The 16,432-nt window shown below is 68.0% G+C and carries 18 protein-coding genes and 1 tRNA gene; 12 read left to right on the forward strand and 7 right to left on the reverse strand.

The features are described 5' to 3' along the window. Positions 1-44: 44 nt before the first annotated feature. Both ACSC1S_RS15625 and ACSC1S_RS15630 read left to right on the forward strand, forming a co-directional pair. On the forward strand, positions 45-875 hold the full coding sequence (locus ACSC1S_RS15625) for a DUF7504 family protein (protein ID WP_435365103.1): 831 nt from the start codon (positions 45-47) through the stop codon (positions 873-875). A gap of 72 nt (positions 876-947) precedes the next feature. Next, positions 948-2,852, forward strand: a complete 1,905-nt coding sequence (locus ACSC1S_RS15630; RefSeq protein ID WP_435365104.1) for an SLC13 family permease — start codon at positions 948-950, stop codon at positions 2,850-2,852. On the opposite strand, the gene ACSC1S_RS15635 is transcribed toward ACSC1S_RS15630, so the two are convergent. Continuing rightward, positions 2,849-3,115, reverse strand: a complete 267-nt coding sequence (locus ACSC1S_RS15635) for a hypothetical protein (protein WP_435319755.1) — start codon at positions 3,113-3,115, stop codon at positions 2,849-2,851. The genes ACSC1S_RS15630 and ACSC1S_RS15635 overlap by 4 nt on opposite strands. Positions 3,116-3,224: 109 nt before the next feature. Here ACSC1S_RS15635 and ACSC1S_RS15640 point away from each other — a divergent pair. Continuing rightward, positions 3,225-3,295 (forward strand) — tRNA-Pro (locus ACSC1S_RS15640). A 140-nt stretch (positions 3,296-3,435) separates the two neighbouring features. On the opposite strand, the gene ACSC1S_RS15645 is transcribed toward ACSC1S_RS15640, so the two are convergent. After that, positions 3,436-4,242, reverse strand: coding sequence for an alpha/beta fold hydrolase (locus ACSC1S_RS15645; RefSeq protein ID WP_435365105.1), 807 nt, complete (start codon positions 4,240-4,242; stop codon positions 3,436-3,438). Positions 4,243-4,525: 283 nt separating this feature from the next. On the opposite strand from ACSC1S_RS15645, the gene ACSC1S_RS15650 reads away from it, so the two are divergent. The 7 genes from ACSC1S_RS15650 to ACSC1S_RS15680 all read left to right on the forward strand — a co-directional run bounded on the left by ACSC1S_RS15650 (position 4,526) and on the right by ACSC1S_RS15680 (position 11,751). Then, positions 4,526-6,736: a S8 family serine peptidase gene (locus ACSC1S_RS15650; protein WP_435365106.1), complete on the forward strand. Its 2,211-nt coding sequence runs from the start codon at positions 4,526-4,528 to the stop codon at positions 6,734-6,736. A 137-nt stretch (positions 6,737-6,873) separates the two neighbouring features. Continuing rightward, on the forward strand, positions 6,874-8,970 hold the full coding sequence (locus ACSC1S_RS15655) for a minichromosome maintenance protein MCM (RefSeq protein WP_435319758.1): 2,097 nt from the start codon (positions 6,874-6,876) through the stop codon (positions 8,968-8,970). Next, a complete protein-coding gene (locus ACSC1S_RS15660) occupies positions 8,970-9,245 on the forward strand; it encodes a DUF7854 family protein (protein ID WP_435319759.1) in 276 nt (91 codons plus the stop codon). Before ACSC1S_RS15655 ends, ACSC1S_RS15660 begins: the two co-directional genes overlap by 1 nt. A gap of 68 nt (positions 9,246-9,313) precedes the next feature. Continuing rightward, on the forward strand, positions 9,314-9,652 hold the full coding sequence (locus ACSC1S_RS15665) for a DUF7855 family protein (protein WP_435319760.1): 339 nt from the start codon (positions 9,314-9,316) through the stop codon (positions 9,650-9,652). 26 nt (positions 9,653-9,678) lie between these two features. After that, positions 9,679-10,512 carry a DUF7856 family protein gene (locus tag ACSC1S_RS15670; RefSeq protein ID WP_435365107.1) on the forward strand — a complete coding sequence of 278 codons (834 nt, stop codon included), beginning with the start codon at positions 9,679-9,681 and terminating at the stop codon, positions 10,510-10,512. Positions 10,513-10,537: 25 nt separating this feature from the next. Beyond that, a complete protein-coding gene (locus ACSC1S_RS15675; protein WP_435365108.1) occupies positions 10,538-11,077 on the forward strand; it encodes a DUF7857 domain-containing protein in 540 nt (179 codons plus the stop codon). Further along, positions 11,074-11,751, forward strand: a complete 678-nt coding sequence (locus tag ACSC1S_RS15680) for a MinD/ParA family ATP-binding protein (protein WP_435319763.1) — start codon at positions 11,074-11,076, stop codon at positions 11,749-11,751. The genes ACSC1S_RS15675 and ACSC1S_RS15680 overlap by 4 nt, the downstream gene beginning before the upstream one ends. Here the strand turns inward: ACSC1S_RS15680 and ACSC1S_RS15685 are convergent. Next, the gene (locus tag ACSC1S_RS15685; RefSeq protein ID WP_435365109.1) at positions 11,735-12,610 is read right to left on the reverse strand and encodes a transcription initiation factor IIB; all 876 of its coding nucleotides are present in this window, start codon (positions 12,608-12,610) and stop codon (positions 11,735-11,737) included. The two genes, ACSC1S_RS15680 and ACSC1S_RS15685, sit on opposite strands and share 17 nt — an antisense overlap. 258 nt (positions 12,611-12,868) lie before the next feature. Between ACSC1S_RS15685 and ACSC1S_RS15690 the strand changes: the two genes are divergently transcribed. Continuing rightward, a complete protein-coding gene (locus tag ACSC1S_RS15690) occupies positions 12,869-13,384 on the forward strand; it encodes a DUF7858 family protein (protein WP_435365110.1) in 516 nt (171 codons plus the stop codon). Here the strand turns inward: ACSC1S_RS15690 and ACSC1S_RS15695 are convergent. From ACSC1S_RS15695 to ACSC1S_RS15710, 4 genes are all read right to left on the reverse strand, one after another. Continuing rightward, the gene (locus tag ACSC1S_RS15695) at positions 13,381-13,773 is read right to left on the reverse strand and encodes a pyridoxamine 5'-phosphate oxidase family protein (RefSeq protein WP_435365111.1); all 393 of its coding nucleotides are present in this window, start codon (positions 13,771-13,773) and stop codon (positions 13,381-13,383) included. The genes ACSC1S_RS15690 and ACSC1S_RS15695 overlap by 4 nt on opposite strands. A 98-nt stretch (positions 13,774-13,871) precedes the next feature. Continuing rightward, on the reverse strand, positions 13,872-14,105 hold the full coding sequence (locus tag ACSC1S_RS15700; RefSeq protein ID WP_435365112.1) for a hypothetical protein: 234 nt from the start codon (positions 14,103-14,105) through the stop codon (positions 13,872-13,874). 114 nt (positions 14,106-14,219) lie between these two features. Further along, positions 14,220-14,981: a ParA family protein gene (locus tag ACSC1S_RS15705; RefSeq protein ID WP_435365113.1), complete on the reverse strand. Its 762-nt coding sequence runs from the start codon at positions 14,979-14,981 to the stop codon at positions 14,220-14,222. A 60-nt stretch (positions 14,982-15,041) separates the two neighbouring features. Then, positions 15,042-15,464, reverse strand: coding sequence for an HIT family protein (locus tag ACSC1S_RS15710; RefSeq protein ID WP_435365114.1), 423 nt, complete (start codon positions 15,462-15,464; stop codon positions 15,042-15,044). 97 nt (positions 15,465-15,561) lie between these two features. Between ACSC1S_RS15710 and ACSC1S_RS15715 the strand changes: the two genes are divergently transcribed. Next, positions 15,562-16,395 carry an amidohydrolase family protein gene (locus tag ACSC1S_RS15715; protein ID WP_435365115.1) on the forward strand — a complete coding sequence of 278 codons (834 nt, stop codon included), beginning with the start codon at positions 15,562-15,564 and terminating at the stop codon, positions 16,393-16,395. The last annotated feature ends 37 nt before the right edge of the window (positions 16,396-16,432 follow it).

Genomic DNA, 16,432 nt, shown 5'->3' on the forward strand with positions numbered 1-16,432 from the left:
GCAATACCCTCGGTCGGTGAACCGAGGGGGGTTGGGTGTCAGGTATGATGGACGACGGGACGACAGCGGCTGGACGAACAGTTCTCCTGCTCGACGAGACGACGGCATCGGAGTCCGGCGAGCACTGCGACGAGTTGATGCACGTCTGTGAGGCGGCCCGCCGGGCCGAACTCACCGTGACGTTCCCGCAGGACGTGACCGACAGCGTCGACTTCGCGTCGCTCTCGGGCGGTCGCCAACCCGCGAAACGCGGGGTCATCATCGTCGGCGAGACGATACGCGCCGTCGGTGCCGGCGAGCCCGATTTCGACGAACCACTCGTCGAGGACACCGTCGCGGACCCGGGCGACCTCCAGAGCCTCGGCCAGAAGATAAGCCGGTTCTGCAAGGTATGGACGAACGCTGGCTACGAGATATCGGTCTGCTTCGACTCCCTGAGCGACCTCCTGGCCGCGAACGACCCCGAAGTCGTCTTCAAGTTCTGCCACGTCCTCGCTGGCCGCCTCAACTCGGTCGGTGCTGTCGCTCACTTCCACCTCGACCCGACCGAACACAGCCAGCAACTCCAGTTGACCTTCGAGCAGATCTTCGACGAGACCCTGCTCGAGGAGATCGACGTGGAACACCTCGTGCCGACCCGGCGGTCGACCGCCAGCGACACCGACGTGGCCCAGGGCACGGCCTCGCTGACCCTCGAGGACACCGACGACGGTGGCACAGCAAGCCCTGACAGCGGCAATTCCGCCGGTGAGTCCAGCCCCGAGACAGGGGCCGACACGGTCGACCCTGCAGGCGATGACCCCGCCCGAGAGACTGGCGGAGAGGCCTCCGACGAGGAGATAGCCAAGCGGTTTTCCGCGATGAACGGACCCTGACCGGTATTCCAGGCTCTCGTCAGTCCTCCCGGTTTCCGTAGCCTTTTCTTGTGGCCAACCGTTCCACGGCCTGTGGTCGCACTCACGCCCGAGATACTCTACGTCTTCGCGCTGGTCCTCGTTGCGCTCGTGTTCTTCGCGACCGAACCCGTCCCGGTCGACATTACCGCGCTCGGCATCATGGTGGTGCTGCTCGCCACCGGACCGCTCACCGAGCAACTCGCTCGGTTCGGGCTCATCGGCGGTCCGCTCTACCTGCTGGGGAGTGCCGAGACCGGCCCGGCACCGGAACTCGGCATCGCCGGCTTCGCCTCGACCGCGACCATCACCGTCCTCGCGATGTTCATCCTGTCGGATGGGGTCCAGCGCACCGGTATCATCCAGATTCTCGGGCGCAAGATCGCGGCGTTCACCCGTGAATCCGAGACCAGGCAGCTGAGCGCGACGATGGGCGTCGTCGCCCCGCTCTCGGGCTTCATCAACAACACCGCCGCGGTCGCCATCCTCCTCCCGATGGTGACCGACATCGCCCACAAGGGCAAGACCTCGCCCTCGAAACTGCTCATCCCGCTCTCCTATGCCTCGATGTTCGGTGGGATGCTCACCCTCATCGGCACCTCCACCAACATCCTCGCCAGCGAGGTCGCCCGCGACATCGCGACCCGGGACGACGCGCCGGTCGGCTCGGCACGGCTCGCCGACGGCTTCTCCATGTTCGAGTTCACCCAGCTCGGTATCGTGGTCGCCATCGTCGGCTTCATCTACCTCCTCGTCTTCAGTCGCTACCTCCTCCCCGAACGCATCAAGGCCCGCGAGGACCTCACCGAGGAGTTCCAGATGGCGGACTACCTGACCGAGGTCGAGGTCCGCGAGGACTCTCCCCTCATCGGCCAGACGGTGCGGGACGCGCTGGTCGAGACCGACTTCGACGTCGACCTGGTCCAGCTCGTCCGCGGCGACGAGGTGTTCCTCGAACCGCTCGGTCCGAAGGCAATCCGGGCCGGCGACATCTTCCTCGTCCGCACCGACCGCGATACCCTCGTCGAACTCATGGACGTCGAAGGGTTCGAGCTCGTCCCGAACTTCGAGGTCACCGAGGAGGAACTCGAACTCGCAGAAGCCGACGAGAACCTCGTCGAGGTCGTCGTCGCCCCCGGCTCCGACCTCGTCGGCGAGTCGCTCACCTCCATGAACTTCCGCCAGCGCTACGACGCCACCGTCCTCGCCCTGCGCCGCGGTGGCGAACTCATCCGCAAGCGTATGGACAACATCGTCCTCCGCGTCGGCGACACCCTGCTCGTGCAGGCGACCGCCGACTCCATCGAGCGCCTGGACTTGAACCGTGACTTCATCGTCGCCCAGGAGATCGAGCGCCACGATTACCGCGAAGAGAAGATTCCGATCGCCATCGGCATCATTGGCGGGGTGGTCGGTCTCGCCGCACTGAACGTCCTCCCCATCGTCGTGAGCGCCCTCGCCGGGGCCCTCGCGATGGTGTTCACGGGCTGTCTCAAACCCGGCGAGGTGTACGACGCGGTCCAGTGGGACGTCATCGTCCTGCTCGCCGGCGTCATCCCGCTCGGCACCGCCATGCAGAACACCGGTGCCGCGCTCTACATCGCCGAGGTCCTCGTCCAGAGCGCCAACGTGCTCCCCCAGATAGCCGTGCTCGGCCTGTTCTACGTCCTGACCGCCGCGCTCACCAACGTCATCTCGAACAACGCCAGCGTCGTCCTCATGATACCGGTCGCGTTCGACGCCGCCGCCAGACTCGGGGCCTCGCCGTACGCGTTCGTCCTCGCGGTCACGTTCGCGGCCTCGACCGCGTTCATGACCCCCGTCGGCTACCAGACCAACCTGTTCGTCTACGGTCCCGGTGGCTACCGCTTCACGGACTACGCCCGGATCGGGACCCCGCTCCAGCTCATCTTCGCGGTCGTCACGACCGTCGGCATCGCCGCCATCTGGGGCATCTAGGCCAGCGGGGCGGCGAGGAACGCCACACCGAACACGTGCAGGAGGAGCACGAGCACCGCTCCCGGTGCGCCCCCGAGTGCAACGACGAGCAGGACCAGCGGCGTGACCGCGACACCGACGCCGAACCACGCCGCCAGCAACAGCACGAGCAACCCGACGACCGTGTTCACGATGAACGGTTTGACCGTGTCGACTACCCGGCGTGCCCCGAGGAAGAACGCGACGACGAGAACGAGGATGGCGAGTTCGATGGTCGTGACCATGGTCGAGAGGAAGGCGCGCGATGGGATAAATCGCGCAGTGTGCTACCGGGTGGGACGAGGGGATGTGGAACGAAACGCTTTACATCGGACGGGAGAAAGGTCCGGGTACGGGACCGTAGGGTAGTGGTATCCTCGGACGTTTGGGACGTCTGGACCTGAGTTCAATTCTCAGCGGTCCCATCCCCGGTTTTTCGTCGAACATAACAAGTCAAGAACCAGATAGTACGCAGTCACTGTCGGTCGAACCCCCAGACAGTCGTCGATATTCTCCGCGTCAAGCCACCGAAGACGGCCCACACCGACATCACCAGGGCAGACGACTACACCTTCGCGACCAGCTGGCCGCCAGCCTGACTCTCACAGCCGACGGGTTCGCCTTCGGCACACAACCATTCGACCACGGCAGCGACGAACTGCTCGTGCGCTTGTGCAGTCGAAATCGTCCCCGGATCGTCGCCCGACTGTCCGCCGTAGTGCCCGAACTGCGAGTGGTTCATGCCCTCGACGGCGACGAACGTCGCGTCGGCGGGGAGGTTCGACCGGCTCGACTCGAAGCGGTCACGGTTCAACACGCCGTCTCGGGTTCCGGTCACCGCGAGCACCGCCAGGTCCGAGTCCGCGATGGACACGTCGCAGTACGACGCCCCGAGCACCAGCCCCTCGACGCGTTCCTGATTGTTGGCGGCGTAGCGGCAGGCCATCGCGCCGCCGAGGGAGTGGCCGCCGACGTACCACGTCTCGACCGATTCGTCGGCCTCGATGACGGCGGTCGCCTTCCCCTGAGCTAGCACCGCAAGGTTGAGCGGAACCTTGGGGACGTACACCGTCACGTCGTGCTCGGCCGCCAGTGGCGCGAGTGTCTCGACGTAGGCATCTGGAGAGACTCGGCCGCCGGGGTAGTACACCAGTCCGACGGTTTCGGCCGCCGAATCCGGGTCGCGGATGACGTAGCCCCCCTGGGCGCGCTCGACCACCACGTCGTGGTCTGCCTCGACCGCCGACATGGGCTCGACGGCGTCGTAGGCCAGCACGTCGAAGTAGACGTAGGCCCCGATGGCCGAAAGCAGGAGCAGTCCGACCAGCGCGAGGGCTGCGTAGGGGGCGTACCGGCGGAGCGTCGTGCGCATCGGGTCGGACTCGGCTCCCCGCGTACTTGTACGTTGGTACGTGCTGGAATATTCACTGGAGTGAGGGTTACGCACGGACACCCCCCTCCCGCCCCGTAACCACGTTACGGTTCGAGAACGTTCAAGCCCGTGAGAGTACTTTCATAAATCTAGTAGGTCACTCGCTCGCGGACCGGCACATCCGGGGAGCCAGCGACCTGGGGGAGACGGACATCATGACACCAAAAGGGGACCACGGGGTGGCATCGCACGGGATAATACCGGAGCAGTGGCGGTGGTTACGGTGAACCGGCGCGCGCTCGCCCTCGCGCTGGCCGTCGTCGTCCTGCTCTCGGCCGTCGCGGGGACCGCGACCGGGAACGGGCACGGTGTCGGAGCCGCACCCGGAGACGGGCCGGGAACCGCACCGGGCAACGGCCCTGGCGATGGGCCCGAAGCAGGCCCTGGCGACCGCCCGGATGACGGACCCGGTGCTGGCGGACCGCCCGTCGGCGTCGGTCCCGACGACATGACCCGGGTCATCGTCGTCTTCACCGACCACGCCGCACGCAGCGCCGCACCCATCGAGGCGGCGGGTGGCTGGGTCACCGGCGGCGAGGACGTCGACCTCGTGCCGGTCGCGTTCGCGATGGTCCCCGGGCGGGCCGTCCGCGGCCTCGAACGCAACCCGAACGTCGCGGGAGTCTACCCCGACGCCATCGCAACCGTCGACCCTGCAGCCGCAACCCAGACCACGCCGTGGGGCATCGACCGCATCGAGGCTCAGGCTGCCGCCACAGCAGGGCTCGACGCCACCGACCAGTCGAACGTCCAGGTCGCGGTCATCGACACCGGTATCGACTACGACCACGAGGACCTCCAGAACAACGTCGACTGGGGCGTTCGCGTGACCTCCGGCCAGGAGTGCTGGTGGATCTTCTGCTGGCCGACCGAAGAACTATCCTACGGCAAGCAGGCGGCCAACGACGACAACGGGCACGGGACTCACGTCGCCGGCACGGTCGCCGCCGAGGACAACGGTCTCGGCGTCGTCGGGGTGGCCCCGCACGTGTCGCTGTACTCCGTCAAGGTGCTCGACAGCTCCGGCAGCGCGCCCTACTCGGTCATCATCACCGGGATGGACGAGGCAGTCAAGGGCCCCGACGGGGTCATCGGCACCGCAGACGACGCGGACGTCCTCTCGATGAGCCTCAGCGGGCCGAGCGAGGGCGGACTCTGCGACGCGGTGAACAGCGCCACCGCCGCCGGGTCGGTCGTCGTCGCGGCGGCCGGCAACAGCGGCGACGGGGATACGTCGAGCGACGACGTGCGCTACCCGGCCAAGTGCGCCGGTGCCATCGCGGTTGCTGCGACCAACAGCAACGACGGCACCCCGACGTGGAGCGCGGAAGGGCCCGACCTCGACGTCGCTGCACCCGGCGTCAGCGTCTACTCGACCGCCCGCGGGAACGGCTACACCACCATGAGCGGCACCTCGATGGCGACCCCGCACGTCTCCGGCACCGTCGCCCTCCTGCTCGCACAGGACCTGCAGGACGGGACGCGTGACCTCTCGCCCGACGACGTCCGGACCAGACTCGTGCAGTCGACGGACGACCTCGGTGCGCCCGGCTTCGACTACGACACCGGCTACGGCCTCGTCATGGTCGACCAGGTGCTCGGCGTCGGGGACCAGGAGCCCACGGCCATCGGCGAGACCGGTCGCGTGACCGTCTCGCAGTCGAGCCGTGACCAGTGGCACACCGTGTCGCTGTCGAACACCTACGCCAACCCGGTCGTCGTCATGGAACCGCCCAGCTACAACGGCGACCACGCACTCCACGTCCGGGTCCGCAACGTCGGCCCGAGCAGCTTCGAGTTCCGCCTCGAGGAGTGGCTCATCGCCGACGGCAGCCACACCACGGAGACCGTCTCGTACATGGTCGTCGAGGCGGGCAGCCACACGCTCGCGGACGGCCGAACCCTGGAAGCCGGCACCGTCGAGGTCGACGAAGCGGACGACTTCGTCGCGTTCGGCACCCAGTTCAGTTCGACCCCCGTCGTGCTGAGTCAGGTCCAGACCGTCGTCGAGGACGACCCGGTCGTGACCCGCATGAAGAGCGTCTCGACGGGCGGATTCACCGTCCGCCTCCAGGAGGAGGAAGCCCGCGGCGGCCACGCCACCGAGACCGTCGGCTACGTCGCCATCGCGAAAGGTGACGGCCAGCTCGACGGCACCGCGGTGCAGGTCGCGTCGACCCCGAACAAGGTGACCCACAGATGGTACCGCATCGACTTCGGCGCGCAGAACTTCGGGACCGCCCCGGTGTTCCTCGCCGCCCAGCAGACCACCGACGGCGGCGACCCCGCCGGCCTCCGGTACCAGACCCTGGACGGCTCCGGTGTCGAGGTGAAGGTCGAAGAGGAGAAGAGTTCGGACACCGAGGTGAACCACACCTCCGAAGTGGTCGGCTACGTCGTCTTCGGGCAGTCCGGGACGCTGTACGGCTACTGAGCGCGCCGACCAGGCGCAAACCGGGCGACGCGGGGACCGGCCAGGCGACTCGAGTTCGAACCGGGCGACCGGGAACTCGAACACTTCCGGCCCGCTTTGCCAACCTTCTTAGGCGGAGACGACTCTAGTCTGGTCCAATGGCTCAAGGGGACAACGCCGAACTCGTCGACGCGTTTCTGGAGTTCTATCGGGACTACTATCGCGACGAAATCGGGGAGCTCGCACGCAAATACCCCAACGAGAAGCGCTCGCTCTATCTCGACTGGAACGACATCTTCCAGTACGACTCCGACCTCGCCGACGACTACCGCAACCAGCCCGAACAGCTCCAGGAGTACGCCGAGGAGGCGCTGCGCCTCTACGACCTCCCGGTCGACGTGAGCCTCGGGCAGGCCCACGTCCGTATCCACCCGCTCCCGGACAGCACCGAGATCCGTGACCTCCGCTCCCGGCACGTCAACACCCTCGTCACGGTCCGCGGTATCGTCCGCAAGGCGACCGACGTCAAGTCCAAGATGGAGGTCGCCGCCTTCGAGTGCCAGCGCTGTGGCACCCTCACCCGCATCCCACAGTCCACCGGCAGCTTCCAGGAACCCCACGAGTGCCAGGGCTGTGAACGACAGGGCCCGTTCATCCTCAACCACGACCAGTCCGAGTTCGTCGACGCCCAGAAGCTCCGCGTCCAGGAGTCCCCCGAAGGCCTCCGCGGCGGGGAGACGCCACAGGCCATCGACATCCACATCGAAGACGACATCACCGGCGAAGTCACCCCCGGCGACCACGTCGCCAGCACCGGCATCCTCCGCCTCGAACAACAGGGCAACCAGCAGGAGAAATCGCCCATCTTCGACCACTACATGGAGGGCGTCTCCGTCAAGGTCGACGAAGAGCAGTTCGAGGACATGGAGATCACCGAGGAGGACAAGAAAGAGATCGTCTCCCTCTCGAACGAGCCCGACATCTACGAGAAGATGGTCGGCTCCATCGCCCCCTCCATCTTCGGCTACGACCAGGAGAAGCTCGCGATGATGTTGCAGCTGTTCTCCGGCGTGACCAAACACCTGCCCGACGGGTCGCGGATTCGTGGCGACCTACATATGCTTCTGATAGGGGACCCCGGTACGGGGAAGAGCCAGATGCTATCATATATCCAGAATATTGCACCCCGGTCGGTGTACACGTCTGGGAAAGGTTCGTCCTCGGCCGGTTTGACCGCAGCTGCGGTTCGCGACGACTTCGGCGACGGCCAGCAGTGGACCCTCGAGGCCGGGGCGCTCGTGCTCGCCGACCAGGGCATCGCGGCGGTGGACGAGCTGGACAAGATGCGACCGGAGGACCGCTCCGCCATGCACGAGGCCCTCGAACAGCAGAAGATATCGGTCTCCAAGGCGGGCATCAACGCGACGCTCAAGTCGCGCTGTTCGCTCCTCGGTGCGGCGAACCCGAAATATGGGAGATTCGACCAGTACGAGCCCATCGGGGAGCAGATCGACCTGGAGCCGGCGCTCATCTCGCGGTTCGACCTCATCTTCACGGTGACGGACAGTCCGGACCCCGAGAAGGACCGCGACCTGGCAGACCACATCCTGACGACGAACTACGCCGGTGAGTTGCACACGCAGCGCAACCACATGACGAACCACGACGTGAGCGACGAGGAGGTCGCGGAGATGACGAAGTCGGTCGACCCGGACATCGACGCGGACCTGGTTCGCAAGTACATCGCCTACGCGAAGCAGAACTGCTACCCGCGGATGACCGAGGAGGCACGCGAGGCCATCCGGGATTTCTACGTGGACCTGCGTTCGAAGGGAGCGGACGAGGACGCCCCGGTGCCGGTGACGGCCCGGAAGCTGGAGGCGCTGGTGCGGCTCTCGGAGGCGTCGGCGCGGATGCGATTGTCGGATACGGTCGACGACTCCGACGCCGACCGCGTCATCACCATCGTGCGCGAGTGCCTGCAGAACATCGGGGTCGACCCAGAGACGGGCGAGTTCGACGCGGACGTCATCGAGACGGGCCAGTCCAAGAGCCAGCGCGACCGCATCAAGAACCTCAAGGGCCTCATCAGCGACATCGAGGAGGACTACGACGAGGGTGCGCCGGTCGACGTGGTGCTCGAGCGGGCCGACGAGATCGGCATGGACCGCTCGAAGGCCGAACACGAGATAGAGAAACTGAAACAGAAGGGCGAGGTGTACGAGCCCCGCACCGACCACCTCCGAACGACCTGATGGACCGAATCTCGGCACTCCGGAACGTCGAGGAGGTCCTCGGCGAGTTCGAACGCGGCGAGGTCGATCTGGCGGGGATGGAGCAGCGCGTCCAGGCCATCCTGCGGACCTACGTCAGCGAGTTCGACGTGCCCGAGCTCGCGGTGTACCGGGTGCAGGGTGACGAGCGTGGCGTGGTGGTCGTCGCCGACGGGCCGACCGATGCCAGAGACCGGGCGCGGGAGCTGTGGGCGGACGCGCCGCAGGCACTGGACGTCGAGCGCGTCTCGGACTGAACCGGCGGACCCGACCCGTCCCCACCGCCGACCGAACAGTTTTTTACACCGATTCGTCAATGAATATTGTGTTCCTCGTCATCACCTACTCGAAGGCGGCGCGCCAGGCCCTGCGGAACGTCTGCAACCGCCACGAGGACGTGGTCGTGCGGCGGTTCGGGCGGGCGGCGCTGTTCGAGGCGACCGAGTTCGGGGCGTTCTGTGCGCTACGACTCCGGGCGACGGGTGAGGGCGACGTGCAGGTGGAACGGACCGAGCCGCTGAACGAGTTCGAATCGCGGTTCGAACGGGCCCGACGGGCCGCGGCTGCGTTCGAGGCACGGGAGTCGCCGTACACACCCTACGCGAAGTTCGCGTCGGGGACCGACCATCCCGCGCCCGAGACGATGCGCGACCGGGAGCTGTGAACCGGGACGGCCCACGACGAGACGTGGTGAGAATCGCGGGAGACGGATGGGTTCGCACCGGGCGGGCGGTCGACCTCCGGGACCGGCCGGTCGAACCGACAGCCGTGGTGGCGGCCATCGCTGGCGAACCCGCCCACGAGCTGACCGTCGAGGCTCCCACGCCGGGGCCGGTCCACGAACACGTCGCTCACCTCGGCCCGAACACGGGATTCTCGCGTCGGCAGGCACTCGCCGCCGTCGCACGGGAGCGCGGCTTCGAGCCGCCACAGGCTGGTGCACTTCAGCGGGTCGAGGACGCGCTGGCCGAGCCAGCCACCCAGACCATCGACCTCCAGCACGCACGTCGGCAGGTCGCCGAGGTGAGCGCGACCGAAGAACGGCTTCGCGAGCGAGTCGCCACGCTCCAGGGCGAACTACGGGCTCGGCGGGACGTCGGTTCCCCGGTCGCAGAGACGCAGGAAGCCCTGCAGGAGGCGCTGCAAGCGCTGACGGACACCGAGACGGCCCGCATCGCCGCCGAGCAGACGCTCGTGCAGGCACGACAGGCCGCCCGGTCGAACCGGGACGACCGCGAGCGACGGCTCCGGCTGGAGGACCGGCGCGACAACCTGCGCCGGGAGGCGACGGCGTGGCTGGTGCGCCAGCTGGACGCTGAGGTCAGGACGGCCCTCGATGCGGTTCCCGGCGCATCTGAACCCGCTGCTGGAGCCAGGGCAGTCGCCGAGACCGACCAGCTGTCGGCCGCGCTCGCCGTCGTTCGGCTGGCGTCCCTCGACGCTCCTGTCGTCCTCTCCACCGACCGGTTCGCCTCGGCCGAGGACGCCGCGCGGGTGCTCGACGCCCCCGTCGTCATCGTTTAAATCCGAACGCGCGGCCAGAGTGGGCATGGTCGAGATACACGTCGAGACGGACAGGCGCGACTGCGTGACGTTCGTGGCGGCGACGGTCGCGAACGACGGGACGAGACCGCGGGAAGTAACGCTCGAGACGGGGCTGGAAACCGTGTGGGAGCCACGTCGGCAGGGCCTCCCCGAGGCAGGGTGGGACGGTGAGTCGGTGACGCTGGTCGTCCCGGCTGGTGGAACCCGCGGCATCGGCTTCGCGAGCCCCGACGCGCCGGAGTCCGTGCGCGATGCCGTGAGCATCCTCTCGGTTGCGGCGGAAGCCCCGACGACACCAGCCGAGGCGGTCCTCCCGCACTCGGCGACCGGGCTGGTCCGGACGCTCGGGGACCCGACGCCACCGGGTGACGCCGTGCCGTCTGCCGAGACTCCGCCTGCCCCGTCGCCCAAGCCACCCCGTGCCGTCGCCGCCTGGTTCGACGCACTCGAAGCGAGGGACGACCCGGACGAGCGCGACCGGAAACGGGCGCAGGCGGTCGCCGACCGCGCAGAGCGACTGCTGGCGACGCTGGAGGCGCGATGAGGCTCGCCGTCACCGGTGGGAAGGGCGGCGTGGGAAAATCGACGGTCGCGTACAATCTGGGGGCAGCGACCGGCGCGGTGGTGGTCGACGGGGACCTCGGGATGGCCGACCTGCCGACGGCGCACGGGCCGGACCTCCACGACGTGCTGGCGGGGCGGGCCGACCCGGTTGAAGCCGTGCGGGAGGACGGGCCCGTGAAGCTGTTGCCCTGTGGGCGGAGCCTGGCGGGTGCTCGCGCTGCCGACGTGACCGAACTCGTCCGGACCGCTGCAGCGGTCGAACACGCCTACGGCGACGTGATACTCGACTGTCCGGCCGGGATGGCCGCCGACGCGGGCATCCCCCTGCTGGTGGCAGACCGGTCCGTGCTCGTCGCGCTCCCCGATGCCTTCGCGCTCCCGGACGCGCTGCGGACGCGGGCGCTGGCACGGGAGCTGGACGCTGGCCTGGCCCAGGTCGTCCTCAACAAGGTCGGCGACCGGCCGCCCGCCGCGGCGGTCGAACGGGCGCTCGGTGCCCCGGTCACGACGATACCAGATTCGGCGGCGGTCCGACGGGCCGGGAGAACCGGGCAGCCGGTGCAGGAGGTGGCCCCGGACGGGCCGGTCGCCCGGGCGTTCGACTCGCTCGCGGCTGCGGTCTCGCCGCGGGACTGCCTTACTCCGACTCGGTGACCGTGTAGAACGCCGACCGGACCGTCACGGTCGAGACGTCGGCGACCTCGGCAGCCGCGGCCTGGGTGAGGTGCGCGTTCGTGTCCCTGGCCGCGGCGTACAGACAGCCCGCGGCGAACCCACTCGGGTTCCGGCCCGAGGCGAGCCCGTCGTCCAGCGCGTCGCCCGCGAGTTCCCTGGCCCGTCGCTCGACCGCGTTCGGGAGGTCGAGTTCGGTCGCAAAGCGCGCGAGGTACTCTCTCGGGTCGATGGGGCCGGTCGGCAGCCCGAGCTCGCGGTTCATCGCGTCGTAGGCGGCCTGCAGTTCCGCCTCGTCGGCCCGGGACTCGTCGACGACCTCGTCGACCGTCCGCGAGATGGACCGGACCCGGCAGGTCGCGTACACCGCGGCCGACGCGAACCCCTCGATGGAGCGCCCACGCAGGAGGTCCTCGTTCTGGGCGGACTCGAACAGGGTACAGGCCTGCTCGCGGATGCTCCGCGGGAGCGAGAGCGACCCGACGATGCGACGGATCTCGGTGAAGCCGTACACCTTGTTCCGGTCGGTCTTGGTGGCGATCCGCGCCCGGTTGTGCTGGCGGCGAAGCCGCGTGAGGGTCCGACGCTTGCGCCCAGTGAGGCGGGTGTCGGTGTTCCCGTAGCCGATTTCGGTTGAGAGCCCGCGGTCGTGACGGGACCGTGTGAGGGGCGCACCGGTTCGCTTGCCAGAGGCATCGCCGTCGGAGAACGACCGCCACTCGGGGCCGCGGTCGATGCGGTCCGCGCCGACGACGAGGCCGCACTGGTCACAGACCGTCTCGTCGCGGTCGCGGTCGAGGGCACCACTGCATTCCGGACAACACTGCATCGCTTTGCTCATACTCGGAACTACGCGCCGACGGGTTATTTAAACGGGAGACGATTGCGACGAAAACCCGAGGTCGGGGCGGGTCGAAGCGACCGGTGACCGGTCGGTTCACGCCGAGAAGGCAGACCGGAGTGAAAGTAGTTTATGGAGCGACACCAACCACAGAAACCGGACGACAGCAACGACATTATATTTCTGTTCGACTCGAAACGAAGGGGTTCGAGTGTCGAACCCTGTGCTTTTTATTTCATGCAGTACAAGAGGCCAACAATGGCGCTGTCGGATATCGCGGATGGGTTGTGTGTGACGACGGAGCAGCGCGACCGCGGGGTCGCCTGCAGTGACGAGACCGACCGGACGCTCACCGAGCGCCTGACCGAGTACGAGGCAGACCTGCCCTGCGATGCCACGGCCGCGGCCGCCGTCGTGGATGCGTACGCCGGTGGAGCGGCCATCGACGCCGCCGGGCACGAGGCGGGCGTGGCACCCATGGACGCCGCCAAGGTGCTCCACCTGCTCGGGCTGGACGGCGTCTCCCCGCTCTCACCACAGGGCCGTCGTCTCGTTCGCGACTGGCTCGACGCGAGAGTCTCCCGTGCGGACGCCCGAGCGCTCACGGGTGCGGGCGAGACCGAGTTCGCCCTCGCGGCGTTCGTCGAGAGCCACGACCCACTCTCCGGGGCCGAGGACGTGGTCACGGGCGCACTCTCGCGGTCTGGCAACGCGGCGGTCCACAAGCGCGACGCGCTGGCGGAGACGATGCGCGGCGCGGACGACTTCTTCTAGTCGTAGGTCCGCAGGCTCGCCGAGCCGACCGCGATTCGGACCAGCACGTTCTCCTCCCAGGCGTCTTCCGGCATGCCGTATCTGCGATTGATTCGCGCGTTCGCTTCCCGGGTCAGTTCCGCGTCGTCGACGACCGTCGCGGTCCCCTGGAGGGTGACCGTCCACTCCGGGACGCCCTCGGTGTCGGCGCTGACCGCCAGCGAGACCCGCGGGTTCTCTCGAAGGTTCGCCAGCTTCCGGCCGGTGGTGACGATCTCGACGACACCGTCCTCGTACCGATACCAGACGGGCGCGACGTGGGGCCGGGTCCCGGTACACGTCGAGAGGTAGGCGACCTGTGACGGGTCGCTCGTGAGGTGTTGCTCGATTTCGGCGGAGACGGCGGGCATGGTCGAGATACGTGCCGGGGCGGCATGAGGGGCCCGCGGCCGTGTCAGAAGGTGAGAGAGACCGTACTGACAGACCACTATATATCCCTCAGTACCCGTCATAGAGCGAGTTCGACGCGCGTCTCTGGCGTGGCGACGACCTTCGACACCCGCCCGAGCGCGTCGTCGACGGCCTCGCAGGTGACGACGCCGTCATCGGCGACTAGCTGGAGCGTCCGCTCGACATCGTCCCGGTCGCGTGACTCGTCTCGGTCGAGAACGACCTCGGCAGCGTCTTCAACCGACAGGCCGGCGAGGTCGTCGGTCCCGGTGTCGCGGGCGTGTTCGCGCATATCCCACGCTTGCCGTGAAACCCGGGTATAGCTTCTGTACGTTTTGTATACAGCGATATTGACCCGATTCGAGCACACAATAGCGGTATATAGGTCGCGCTCGCAGTCGGGTGGTCAGAACCGCGAGGCGAGGCGCTCGCGCAGGCCACCGCGGGGGAACTCGATGCCGAGTTGGGTGTTGAACACGGCTTCGGCCGCGGTGGCGACGGTCTGGGCGAACGGGCCGGTCTCACCGGTGACGCACACCGGGGAGCCAGCCACGTCGGTCACCTCGGACCGGGGGATGGCCACGTCGACTGACTCGACGGGGTGCTCGTCGAGGTCTTCGACCCGATTCGCGAGCACGCGGTCCGCCCCGGCACCGATGTCCGCGAGGCGGTCCTCGGTGCGTCGGAGCGTGTCGACGCCGCGTTTCGACGGCGGGACGACCACGGCGACCCGGTCGGCCGCGTTCACCGCGGCGATAGAGGGGTTGTCCGCGACCGGCGGTGTGTCGACCAGCACGTGGTCGTAGCTCTCGGTGGCCCGACGGATTATCTCGCCGAAGCGGTCGGCGGCCTCCCCGGACTTGGCGCGGGCGAAGCGTTCGAGGGAGGCGTACGCCGGGCAGACCACGACCGGGGCGGGCGTGTCGAGACCGAGGTCGATCATGGCGGCGCGCTGGTGGACCGAGTCGTCGGTCAGCAGGCGCGTCACGTCGATGTCGATGCGGCCGTGGACGTAGTGGCTGAGGCCCTGCGTGGCGAACGAGGCGTCGAAGACGGCGACGCTCCGGCCGTCGCGGGCGAGCGTGGCGGCGAGTTCGACGGTGAGGCGGGTCGCGCCCGCCCCGCCGGTCGCGCCGACGATGGCGGCGGAGCGCTCCTGAGTCGTCATGCTAATTCCTCCGCCGTTTTCGGTTAAAAAATGTCCGGATTCCACGGCCTCTCGCCCCGGTTACTCCGTCGCCGCGATGTCGTCGGCGATGCGGTCCAGTTCCTCGTCGGCCATCTCGCCCGGGCCGTCGAACAGTGCGTGGATGGGGCCGTTCCCGTCGCCGTCGAAGCGCGGGACGATGTGGGCGTGGACGTGCGGGACCTCCTGGCCGGCTGCCTCGCCGTTGTTGAACGCGACCGTCGAGCCGTCGGCGTCGACCGCGGCCTCCACGCGCGGGACGAGGTCGTGCAGCGCCGAGAAGACGGCCGACCCCTCGTCGGCGGGCAGGTCGTTCAGGGTCTCGTGGTGGCTCTTCGGGATGACGAGGGTGTGCCCGGGCGCGAGGGGGTTCACGTCGAGGAACGCGAAGGCGTGGTCGTCCTCGTAGACGGTGCGGCTCGGGATGTCGCCAGCGATGATCTGGCAGAAGATGCAGTCGTCCATGTGCGGGGAGTCTCGTGGCTGGAGTATCAAGGTTTCCCGGCGAGGGCAGCGGGGCACCGGGACAAACCTCATGGTCGCAGGCCGAGCACCCTCGCACATGCCCTTCGCCCCCGCGACCGACGCCCACGTCCACCTCATGCCGGACCGGCTGATGGCCGCCATCCGCGACGCCCTCTCGCGTGACCTCGGCTGGGCCATCGACCACCCGACGGAGCGAACCGCCATGGAGTCAGTGCTGCGCCAGCAGGGCGTCGATCGGTACCTCGCGCTGCCGTACGCCCACGAACCGGGGCTGGCCGCGAAGCTGAACGAGTGGGTGCTGGAGCAGGCCGGGAAGTCCGAGATGGCGGTTCCCTTCGCGACGGTCCACCCCGAGGACGACGTGCGGAGCGTGGTCAGGGACGCGCTGAACGGCGGGGCACGGGGACTCAAACTCCAGTGCCCGGTGCAGGACGCCGCGCCGAACGACCCCAGACTGGACCCGGCGTTCGAGCTCTGTGCCGAGTACAGTCGGCCGGTTCTGTTGCACGCCGGGCGTGCCCCGAACTTCGGAGACTCCGAGACTGTCGGGCTCGGGCCGTTTCGCGAGTTCGTCGCCTCCTATCCTGAAATTCGAGTCTGCTGTGCCCACATGGGCGCGCCGGACGTAGACGGGTTCGTCGCCGAGGCCCGCGCCCACGACCAGGTGTTTCTGGACACGTCGGTCGCGATGTCGGCGGCGATACCCGAGACCATGGACTTCGACCCGGCGAGCGTCGCGGACTCGGTGTTCGAGGAGCTGGCAGGCTCCATCATGTACGGCTCCGACTACCCGAACGTCCCGTACGAGTACGCGAGCGAGCGCGAGCACCTGCTGTCGCGCGACCTGTCGGAGGAGGCACTCGAGGGGTTGTTCCGGGACGCCGCGGCGCGGTTCCTGGGAGAATGGTAAAGATGCCGAAGACTAGAACGTCGTCCAGACGACGTGC

This window comes from Haloarchaeobius pelagicus (assembly GCF_051207375.1).
Classification (GTDB): Archaea; Halobacteriota; Halobacteria; order Halobacteriales; family Natrialbaceae; genus Haloarchaeobius.

Bases quoted from the DNA above. Each gene is read 5' to 3' on its own strand.
- ACSC1S_RS15710 (WP_435365114.1), bottom strand. From the start codon at position 15,464: ATGGACGACTGCATCTTCTGCCAGATCATCGCTGGCGACATCCCGAGC.
- ACSC1S_RS15655 (WP_435319758.1), top strand. From the start codon at position 6,874: ATGGCTCAAGGGGACAACGCCGAACTCGTCGACGCGTTTCTGGAGTTC.
- ACSC1S_RS15685 (WP_435365109.1), bottom strand. From the start codon at position 12,610: ATGAGCAAAGCGATGCAGTGTTGTCCGGAATGCAGTGGTGCCCTCGAC.
- ACSC1S_RS15680 (WP_435319763.1), top strand. From the start codon at position 11,074: ATGAGGCTCGCCGTCACCGGTGGGAAGGGCGGCGTGGGAAAATCGACG.
- ACSC1S_RS15635 (WP_435319755.1), bottom strand. From the start codon at position 3,115: ATGGTCACGACCATCGAACTCGCCATCCTCGTTCTCGTCGTCGCGTTC.
- ACSC1S_RS15700 (WP_435365112.1), bottom strand. From the start codon at position 14,105: ATGCGCGAACACGCCCGCGACACCGGGACCGACGACCTCGCCGGCCTG.
- ACSC1S_RS15645 (WP_435365105.1), bottom strand. From the start codon at position 4,242: ATGCGCACGACGCTCCGCCGGTACGCCCCCTACGCAGCCCTCGCGCTG.
- ACSC1S_RS15715 (WP_435365115.1), top strand. From the start codon at position 15,562: ATGCCCTTCGCCCCCGCGACCGACGCCCACGTCCACCTCATGCCGGAC.
- ACSC1S_RS15690 (WP_435365110.1), top strand. From the start codon at position 12,869: ATGGCGCTGTCGGATATCGCGGATGGGTTGTGTGTGACGACGGAGCAG.
- ACSC1S_RS15675 (WP_435365108.1), top strand. From the start codon at position 10,538: ATGGTCGAGATACACGTCGAGACGGACAGGCGCGACTGCGTGACGTTC.
- ACSC1S_RS15695 (WP_435365111.1), bottom strand. From the start codon at position 13,773: ATGCCCGCCGTCTCCGCCGAAATCGAGCAACACCTCACGAGCGACCCG.
- ACSC1S_RS15705 (WP_435365113.1), bottom strand. From the start codon at position 14,981: ATGACGACTCAGGAGCGCTCCGCCGCCATCGTCGGCGCGACCGGCGGG.
- ACSC1S_RS15660 (WP_435319759.1), top strand. From the start codon at position 8,970: ATGGACCGAATCTCGGCACTCCGGAACGTCGAGGAGGTCCTCGGCGAG.
- ACSC1S_RS15625 (WP_435365103.1), top strand. From the start codon at position 45: ATGATGGACGACGGGACGACAGCGGCTGGACGAACAGTTCTCCTGCTC.